An 8,425-nucleotide genomic window follows, 5' to 3' on the forward strand; every position below is an offset into this window, starting at 1 on the left:
GAATGGATTGCGTCGCGTAGCCCGCAACGACGGGGAGAGGGAGGAGAACAACATGCGATTGATAGCTGTGATCCTGGCGACGCTGACCTGGACAACAATGACCATGCTTCCGGCATCAGCCGCCGACAAGGTGGTGCTGATGCTGAACTGGTACGTCTATGGCGAGCACGCGCCATTCTATTACGGCAAGGCCAAGGGTATCTATGCTGCCGAAGGCATCGATCTTGAAATCCAGGAAGGCCGCGGCTCGGCTGCGACCACGCAGGCGGTGGCCGCCAAGACCGCCAATTTCGGCTATGTCGATATTCCCACCATGATGCGCGCGGCCGTGAAGGGCGCGCCCGTCATCGCGACCGGCGTGCTGCTGCAGACCAGCCCGATGTCGGCGATGGGCTTCGTCGACAAGAACATCCGCAAGCCCGAGGACATCAAGGGCAAGACCGTCGCGATCACGCCGGCGGATTCCATGACGCAGATCTGGCCGCTGTTTTTGAAGAAGACCGGCCTGAAGGAGAGCGATTTCCAGACGGTTGCCGGCGACGGCCAGACCAAGCTGAACGCTGTTATCAACGGCCAGGCCGATCTGCTGCTCGGCTACGTCATGGACCAGTCGATGAAGATCAAGGACGCCACCGGCAAGGACGTCTATCCGATCAAGTTCGCCGACTACGGCATCCATTTGGTCTCCTCGGGCATCATCGCCAACAGCGATTACGTCAAGGCGAATGCCGATCTCGTCCGTCGCTTCATGTCGGCGACGACCAAGGCGGTGGAAGCCGCCGAGAAGGAGCCGAAGGCCGCTGCACAATCGATCCTCGATGCCAACCCCAAGGGCGGCAAGATCGAGACGCTGACCCAGGGCTTCGAACTGACGATCCCGCTCTATCGCACCGATGAAACGAAGACCAAGCGGCCATTCCAGGTCACCGACCAGAACATGACCGACTCGGTCAATCTGATGGTCGAGTATGGCGGGCTTGATCCCAAGGCCAAGGACAATCCGAAGGCCTTTTATACCAACGACTACCTGCCGAAGGGCGACTCGTGAAAGCACCTGCGATGAAGCCGGCGACACAGAGCCATGTGGATCAACCGGGCGCGCATCTGCGCCTGGTCTCCGACCGTGCCGCCGGCGACAAATCCGGCATCAAGCTGTCCGGAGTTTCCAAGACCTACCGCTCGCGCGACGGCGACGTGCCGTCGCTGCGGCCGCTCGACTTCCACATCAACCAGGGCGAGTTCTTCGTCGTGGTCGGTCCATCCGGCTGCGGCAAGTCGACCCTGCTGAAGATGATCTCCGGTCTGCTGCCGCCGACGACAGGCGAGATCCTGGTCGAGGGCGAACAGGTGACCAAGCCGCACGGCAATGTCGGCATCGTGTTCCAGAACGCGCTGCTGCTGCCGTGGCGGAACATCCTCTCCAACGTGATGCTGCCGATCGACATGAAGAAGCTCTCCCGGGAGAAGTATCTGCCGCGCGCGAAAGAGCTTCTGAAGCTGGTCGGCCTCGAAGGCTTCGAGAAGAAGCTGCCATGGCAGCTCTCCGGCGGCATGCAGCAGCGCGCCTCGATATGCCGCGCTCTGGTGCATGATCCCAAGATCATGCTGATGGACGAGCCATTCGGCGCGCTGGATGCGATGACGCGCGAGCGCATGAATGTCGAATTGATGCGGATCCAGCGCGAGACCGGCAAGACCGTGCTCTTGATCACGCACTCGATTCCCGAGGCGGTGTTCCTCGCCGACCGCGTGCTCGTGATGACCGAGCGTCCCGGCGCGATCGCGGCGATCTACGATGTGCCGCTGCCCCGGCCGCGCTCGCTGGATGCGATGTCGGATCCTGTCTTCACCGAGCTGGTACAGCGCATCCGCAAGCATTTCTTCACCCAAGGGTCGCTGGACTGAGCTTCGATGCCGCCTCGTCTCGTTGTCCGAGATATCGCCCTGTTCGAACGTCCGGTCAGCTTTGCCCGGCCGTTCCGGTTTGGCGCGGTCGTGGTCAACGCCGCGCGTCAAGCCTTCGTGCGGGTTGAGATCGAGGTCGAGGGGCAGGGCCGGGCGGTCGGCGCGAGCGCGGAATTCCTGGTGCCGAAATGGTTCGACAAGCGGCCGGAACTCGCACCGCAACAGACGGTGGACGAACTCCGGCGCTCGCTCTTGATCGCGCGGGAGCTGTATCTCGCGCATTCCAGCTTCGAGACAGCGTTCGGTCTGCATGCGGCGTGCATCGGCGCACAGGTCGACGCCTGCGCGCGCGACGACATACCGCCGCTCGCGGCAGCCTATGGGCCTGCGGAAATCGACAAGGCGATCCTCGATGCGCTGCTGCGCGCGGTCGGTGCCAACTTTTTCGACGGCATGGCGCGGAACATTGCCGGCATCGATGCACGGCTGTCGCGCGATCTGGAGGACGGTGACATCGTGGCGTTCCTTGCCGGGCGCAAGCGGCTCGAGCGCGTCGCGATCCGGCACACCGTTGGCCTCGACGACAAGATCGAAGGCGAGGGCGGCGTTGCCGACGCCAAGGAAAATGCCGGCGCGCGCTATTTCAAGCTCAAGCTCAATGGCGATCCCGAGCATGACGCGGCGCGGCTGATCCGGATCGGCAACGAGCTCGCGACGCTGCCGCACGACTACAAGATCACGCTCGACGCCAACGAGCAATATGCCGATGTTGCGGCGCTCGGCGCACTGGTCGATCGTCTTGACAACGACAGCGCATTGCAGCCGATCGCCGCAAGGCTGCTCTATATCGAGCAGCCGATGCCGCGCGACATCACCAAGGCCTCGGCGCTGGGTGCGCTGGCGGCGCGCGGCTTCATCATCGACGAGGCCGATGATTCCTACGATGCGTTCCCGGAGGCGCGGGCGCTCGGCTATCGCGGCATCTCCTCGAAATCCTGCAAGGGCATTTACAAGTCGATCGTCAATGCGACGCGCGCGGCCAAATGGAGCGCGGATGGCGTGGCGTATTTTATCACCGGCGAGGACCTGACCTGCCAGGCGGGGCTCGCCGTGCAGCAGGATCTGGCGCTCGGCGCGCTGATCGGCGTCACCCATGCCGAGCGCAACGGGCATCACTATGTCGACGGTTTTGCGGCGACGCCCGCGGCCGAGGCGGAGGCGTTTCTGTCGGCGCATCCCGATCTCTACGTGCACGACGGCGGCAAGGTGCGCCTCGCCATCCATGACGGCGATCTGCTGACGGGATCGCTGACGACGCCGGGCTTTGCCACTTCCGTGCATCCGGACCGGTCCACTTTGTCGCCGCTCGCGCGGCCAACGACAAGAATTCTGCAGGAGCAAGCACTATGACCACCAAGCGTCTCGGCCTGATCATGAACGGCGTCACAGGCCGGATGGGGCTCAACCAGCATCTGATCCGCTCGATCGTCGCGATCCGCAATCAGGGCGGGGTGCTGCTCTCGAACGGCGACCGCATCATGCCGGATCCGATCCTGGTCGGCCGCGATGCCGAGAAGGTCGGCGCGCTCGCAAAGCGCTTCGAGATCGCCCGCGTCACCACCGACCTCGACAAGGCGCTGGCCAATCCCGATGACACCGTGTTCTTCGATGCCGCGACTACCCAGGCGCGGCCCTCACTGCTGACCAAGGCGATCAACGCCGGCAAGCATGTCTATTGCGAGAAGCCGATCGCGACCAATCTGGACGAAGCGATTGCGGTGGTGAGGCTCGCCAACGCCAAGGGCCTCAAGCACGGCACGGTGCAGGACAAGCTGTTCCTGCCCGGCTTGAAGAAGCTAGCGTTCCTGCGCGACTCCGGCTTCTTCGGCCGCATGCTCTCGGTGCGCGGCGAGTTCGGCTACTGGGTGTTCGAAGGCGGCTGGCAGGAGGCGCAGCGGCCATCGTGGAATTACCGCACTGAGGACGGCGGCGGCATCATCCTCGACATGGTCTGCCACTGGCGCTACGTGCTCGATAACCTTTTCGGCGAGGTGCAGAGCATCTCCTGCCTCGGCACGACGGATATCCCGGAGCGCTACGACGAGAAGGGCAAGGCCTACAAGGCCACCGCCGACGATTCCGCCTATGCGACCTTCCAGCTTAAGGGCGGCGTGATCGCGCATATCAACATGAGCTGGGTGACGCGGGTCTATCGCGACGATCTCGTAACCTTCCAGGTCGACGGCACCCATGGCTCGGCGGTGGCGGGGCTGACCGACTGCATGATCCAGGCGCGGCAGGCGACGCCGCGGCCGGTGTGGAATCCGGACGAGAAGCGGCTGCACGATTTCTACGCCGACTGGCAGAAGCTGCCCGACAATGTCTCTTACGACAACGGTTTCAAGGAACAGTGGGAGATGTTCATCCGCCATGTCTGCGAGGACGCCCCTTACAAATACACGCTGCTCGAAGGCGCCAAGGGTGTGCAGCTTGCCGAATGCGCGCTGAAGAGCTGGAAGGAGCGGCGCTGGATCGACGTCGAACCGATCAGGCTGTGAGGATGCGACCATGAACAAGCCAGTCCCACCGATGTCTTCGCTCTCGCTGAAGCTGCCGACCGCGAGCGGTGGCCTTGAGACTTACCGCCTTGCGGCGTCGCGGACCTTTCCCGCCAAGCTTGAGGGGACGCTGAATCGCGTTGCATTCTCGGCGGCGCATGTCGTGGCTGACCCGCGGGCTGATGTCGATCCGTGGCTCACCGCTGCCGTCGACTGGGACAAGACGATCGCATTTCGCGAACATGTCTGGGATTTGGGACTGGGTGTCGCGGAGGCGATGGACACCGCGCAGCGCGGCATGGGGCTCGACTGGAACACCTCGCTGGAATTGATCCGGCGCTCCGTGAGCGCGGCGAGGGCAAAGGGAAATGCGCTGGTGTTTTCCGGCGCCGGTACCGACCACCTCGCGGTGGAGGGGGCCAAGAGCATCGACGACGTGATCCGCGCCTATGAGGAGCAGATCGCCGCGATTGAGAAGATCGGCGGCCGCATCATCCTGATGTGCTCGCGCGCGCTGGCGAAGCTCGGGCGCAGCGCGGAGGACTACGCCAAGGTCTACGACCGCGTGCTGTCGCAGGTCCGCGAGCCCGTGATCATCCACTGGCTCGGCGACATGTTCGATCCGGCGCTGTCAGGCTATTGGGGCACCACCGACCTCGACAAGGCGATGGACACGGCGGTTGCCATCATCAATGCTCACGCAGCCAAGGTCGACGGCGTCAAGGTGTCGCTGCTCGACAAGCAGCGCGAGATCGACATGCGCCGGCGGCTCGATCCTCGCGTCAAGATGTATACCGGTGACGACTTCAACTATGCCGAGCTGATCGCGGGCGACGAGAAAGGATTCTCGCACGCGCTGCTCGGGATTTTCGATGCGATCGCGCCGGCCGCCTCCTACGCGCTGTCGCGATTGGCCGCGGGCGACGAGGCCGGCTTCCACGACGTGCTGGGGCCGACGGCGCCGCTATCGCGCCACATCTTCAAGGCGCCGACGCGCTTCTACAAGACCGGCATCGTGTTCATGGCTTATCTCAACGGCCACCAGGATCACTTCACCATGGTCGGCGGACAGGAGAGCGCGCGCTCGACGCTGCACCTAGCCGAACTGTTCCGCCTGGCCGATGCCGCCGGCCTGCTCGCCAATCCGGAACTGGCGACGCGGCGGATGCAAACGGTGCTGGCAACGCGCGGCGTTGAGCCCTGATGCGCGATTTTTCTTCCGATCACCGCTGGCTGTCGCTGAACACGGCGACGGTCCGCAAGCAGGGCGACCTGGTCGAGATCATCGAGGCCTGCGCGCGCCACGGCATCCGCGCCATCGATCCCTGGCGCGACCAGGTCGCAGCCATCGGCCTCGAGCGCGCCGTCCGCGCGGTGCGCGATGCCGGGCTCGAACTGTCAGGCTATTGCCGCGGCGGCATGTTCGTCGCGGACGCTGCGCATCGCAGCGAAGCGCGCGACGACAACCGCCGCGCGGTCGACGAAGCCAAAGCGCTCGGCGCCTCCTGCATCGTGCTTGTGGTCGGCGGCCTGCCGCAATATTCGCGGCCGGGCAGCGCAGCCTCGAAGGACATCGCAGCGGCGCGCGCGCAGGTGCATGACGGCATCGCCGAGATGCTGGAATATGCAAGAGAGGCGAAGCTGCCGCTCGCGATCGAGCCGTTGCATCCGGCCTATGCCGGCGACCGCGCGTGCGTGAACACGACCAGGCAGGCGCTGGATATCTGCGATGCGCTCGACCCTCAGCGCAGCGGCATGCTGGGCGTCGCGCTCGACGTCTATCACATCTGGTGGGATCCCGAGTTGATGGCCCAGATCGCGCGCGCCGGCAAGGACCGGCTGCTGGCGTTTCATGTCTGCGACTGGCTGGTGCCGACCAGGGACATCCTCAACGACCGCGGCATGATGGGCGACGGCGTGATCGACATCAAATCGGTGCGTGCGGCGGTGGAAGCGCAGGGGTACGCCGGTTATTCCGAGATTGAGATATTTTCGAACGACTGGTGGGGCCGGTCGATGGATGAAGTCTTGCGGATCTGCATCGAGCGGCACCGGACCGCGGTTTAGGGTCAGTACTCAAGATTCCCTGAAGCGTGGTCACTGGCCTGCAGTCTGCGGTAGCGTATTGAAGCGTGCCTTCTGCTCACTGCTCAGCGTGGCATAGAACTCGTCCAATGTGGCTTGCACCCAATCGGCTGCCTCTAGCATGGCCTCGAGCCGCTTCTCCATCGCCTCGAGCCGTCCGACCGGCGTCAGTGGCACCTCGTCCGGGCATGCAGCTTGCAGCCCTGCAACCGCTTTCTTTGTCGCGTTGCTCAAGCGGTCGAGCGCTTCCTTTTGCTTGCCCGCGGGGTGTATCACCGCTTCGATCCGTTCGATCGGCAGCTGCGTCAGGCTGGACTTCGGATCGCCGCAGGACTCGGACGCTTCCCGCTGCGGCTGCTGTTGCGAGCGATCGCTGACATTGGGGCCGAGCGCATTGAAGCGCGCTTTTTGCTCGTCGCTCAGCGAGTCATAGAACCTCTCCAGCGCCGGCCGCACGATCCTCACCGCCTCGAGCGTGACGCGGACGCGGTTCGTCATCGCCCGCAAGCGGCCGGGCGGCGTCAGTGCGTAGGAATCGACGCAGGATTGCTTGAACACGTCGGCAGCCTTTGCTGACGCGTCCTTCAATTCATCGAGCAGAGCGCGGTGCTCGGGTGTCGGCTGTACGGCCCGCGTGATCTCGGCAATCGGCCAGGCGGTCACGCCCTTGTCCGGAGCTTCGCACACTTGCCGCAGAGCCTCTGGGCTCGCGCTCGGGCGTCCGCGACTTCGGTATTCGGTGATCGGCGCGCCCGGGTCCGGATAGCTGGCGTAGGCAGAATAACGGTTATCCGCACCCCAGAACACGGTATCGACGAAGTCGTCGTAAGCGTAAGCCCAATAGCCGGGTTCGTAGGCATAGGGCCAGAAGGCGTAGTTGAAGATGTCGGAATAGGCATAGGGCCAGAACACCGGGCCGAGCCAGGCCACAAACACAGCGTGCTTCCCGTGCCGCCAAGCATGGCGGGGAGCCCAGGCCTGCTCCCGGGCCGTGAGCGCCGCTTGGGCTTGCAGGGCATCATTGCTCCGGAACTGCGCGGCAAACCGCCCGCGTGCTGCAGCCTCAACCGAGGCAGCAGAAGCTGCGCGTCCAACGGTAGTAGGTTCAGGTCCCAAGCGCTGCAGGAGCGCTTGATCCTGTTGCTGCATGCGCTGCTCGCGCTGGAGCAGGCGGTTCTGCGCCTGCAGCAACCGCTCCTGCGCGCGCTGCGCGCGTGGGCCTTCTACGTTCCGCGATTGTAGTTCCTGCACGCGCTGCTGCAGGCGATCGATACGGGTCTGGCGCTCGGCGCTCCGGCGCGAAAGCATCTCACGCTGCCGCTCCTGCGCAGAGGCGGTCCGTTCGATCGGCCCCAACCGCTGCATGCGCGCCTGATCCTGTTGCTGCATGCGCTGCTCGCGCTGGAGCAGGCGGTTCTGGGTCTGTAGCAACCGCTCCTGCTCGCGCTGTGCACGTGGGCCTTCTACCTTTTGCGATTGCAATTGCTGCACGCGCTGCTGGAGGCGGTCGATGCGGCCCTGCCGATCTGCGGTCTGGCGCGAAAGCGTCTCGCGCTGCCGGTCCTGCACGATTTGCTTTTGCTGCTGGATGCGCTGCTCGCGCTGTTCGATCTGCTGCTGTCGTGGCAGCCGCTCGCTCACCGTCGGCGGTGTGCTCGGGCGCGACGGTGCAGCGATATGGGGCGTCGGTCGCGGTGCCATCGCCGGACGCTGCGGCGGCGTAGCAACGTGGGGCGCTGGGCGTGGCGGCGGTGCCGCGATGTGCGGAGTCGGGCGCGGCGCCATGGCCGGTCGCGGCGGCGCGGCCGGCCGTGCCATTGCCGGTGGTGCGGCGGGGCGAGCCATAGCGGGTGGTGCCGCGGGGCGAGCCATGGCAG

The 8,425-nt window shown here is 64.8% G+C and carries 7 protein-coding genes; 6 read left to right on the forward strand and 1 reads right to left on the reverse strand.

The annotated features are described in order from the left end of the window. The first annotated feature begins 52 nt into the window (after positions 1 to 52). The 6 genes from I6F35_RS15145 to I6F35_RS15170 are packed head-to-tail and all read left to right on the forward strand — an operon-like array spanning position 53 to position 6,530. A complete protein-coding gene (locus tag I6F35_RS15145) occupies positions 53 to 1,048 on the forward strand; it encodes an ABC transporter substrate-binding protein (protein ID WP_225118471.1) in 996 nt (331 codons plus the stop codon). Positions 1,049 to 1,059: 11 nt separating this feature from the next. Then, complete coding sequence (locus I6F35_RS15150; protein ID WP_225118490.1) at positions 1,060 to 1,905, forward strand: ABC transporter ATP-binding protein; 846 nt, start codon at positions 1,060 to 1,062, stop codon at positions 1,903 to 1,905. Between the two features lie 6 nt (positions 1,906 to 1,911). Beyond that, positions 1,912 to 3,315 carry a hypothetical protein gene (locus I6F35_RS15155; protein ID WP_225118472.1) on the forward strand — a complete coding sequence of 468 codons (1,404 nt, stop codon included), beginning with the start codon at positions 1,912 to 1,914 and terminating at the stop codon, positions 3,313 to 3,315. Next, on the forward strand, positions 3,312 to 4,463 hold the full coding sequence (locus I6F35_RS15160; RefSeq protein ID WP_225118473.1) for a Gfo/Idh/MocA family oxidoreductase: 1,152 nt from the start codon (positions 3,312 to 3,314) through the stop codon (positions 4,461 to 4,463). Before I6F35_RS15155 ends, I6F35_RS15160 begins: the two co-directional genes overlap by 4 nt. 10 nt (positions 4,464 to 4,473) lie before the next feature. After that, positions 4,474 to 5,667, forward strand: coding sequence for a dihydrodipicolinate synthase family protein (locus I6F35_RS15165; protein ID WP_225118474.1), 1,194 nt, complete (start codon positions 4,474 to 4,476; stop codon positions 5,665 to 5,667). Next, positions 5,667 to 6,530 carry a sugar phosphate isomerase/epimerase family protein gene (locus I6F35_RS15170; protein WP_225118475.1) on the forward strand — a complete coding sequence of 288 codons (864 nt, stop codon included), beginning with the start codon at positions 5,667 to 5,669 and terminating at the stop codon, positions 6,528 to 6,530. The genes I6F35_RS15165 and I6F35_RS15170 overlap by 1 nt, the downstream gene beginning before the upstream one ends. Before the next feature lie 30 nt (positions 6,531 to 6,560). Here the strand turns inward: I6F35_RS15170 and I6F35_RS15175 are convergent, their stop codons facing one another. After that, positions 6,561 to 8,189, reverse strand: a complete 1,629-nt coding sequence (locus I6F35_RS15175) for a Spy/CpxP family protein refolding chaperone (RefSeq protein ID WP_225118491.1) — start codon at positions 8,187 to 8,189, stop codon at positions 6,561 to 6,563. Between the last annotated feature and the right edge of the window lie 236 nt (positions 8,190 to 8,425).

Source organism: Bradyrhizobium sp. BRP22 (assembly GCF_020194175.1).
GTDB lineage: Bacteria > Pseudomonadota > Alphaproteobacteria > Rhizobiales > Xanthobacteraceae > Bradyrhizobium.

What these genes read in the sequence shown, in the direction of transcription:
- I6F35_RS15145 (WP_225118471.1), top strand. Translation starts at nt 53, where the DNA reads ATGCGATTGATAGCTGTGATCCTGGCGACGCTGACCTGGACAACAATG.
- I6F35_RS15150 (WP_225118490.1), top strand. Translation starts at nt 1,060, where the DNA reads ATGAAGCCGGCGACACAGAGCCATGTGGATCAACCGGGCGCGCATCTG.
- I6F35_RS15155 (WP_225118472.1), top strand. Translation starts at nt 1,912, where the DNA reads ATGCCGCCTCGTCTCGTTGTCCGAGATATCGCCCTGTTCGAACGTCCG.
- I6F35_RS15160 (WP_225118473.1), top strand. Translation starts at nt 3,312, where the DNA reads ATGACCACCAAGCGTCTCGGCCTGATCATGAACGGCGTCACAGGCCGG.
- I6F35_RS15165 (WP_225118474.1), top strand. Translation starts at nt 4,474, where the DNA reads ATGAACAAGCCAGTCCCACCGATGTCTTCGCTCTCGCTGAAGCTGCCG.
- I6F35_RS15170 (WP_225118475.1), top strand. Translation starts at nt 5,667, where the DNA reads ATGCGCGATTTTTCTTCCGATCACCGCTGGCTGTCGCTGAACACGGCG.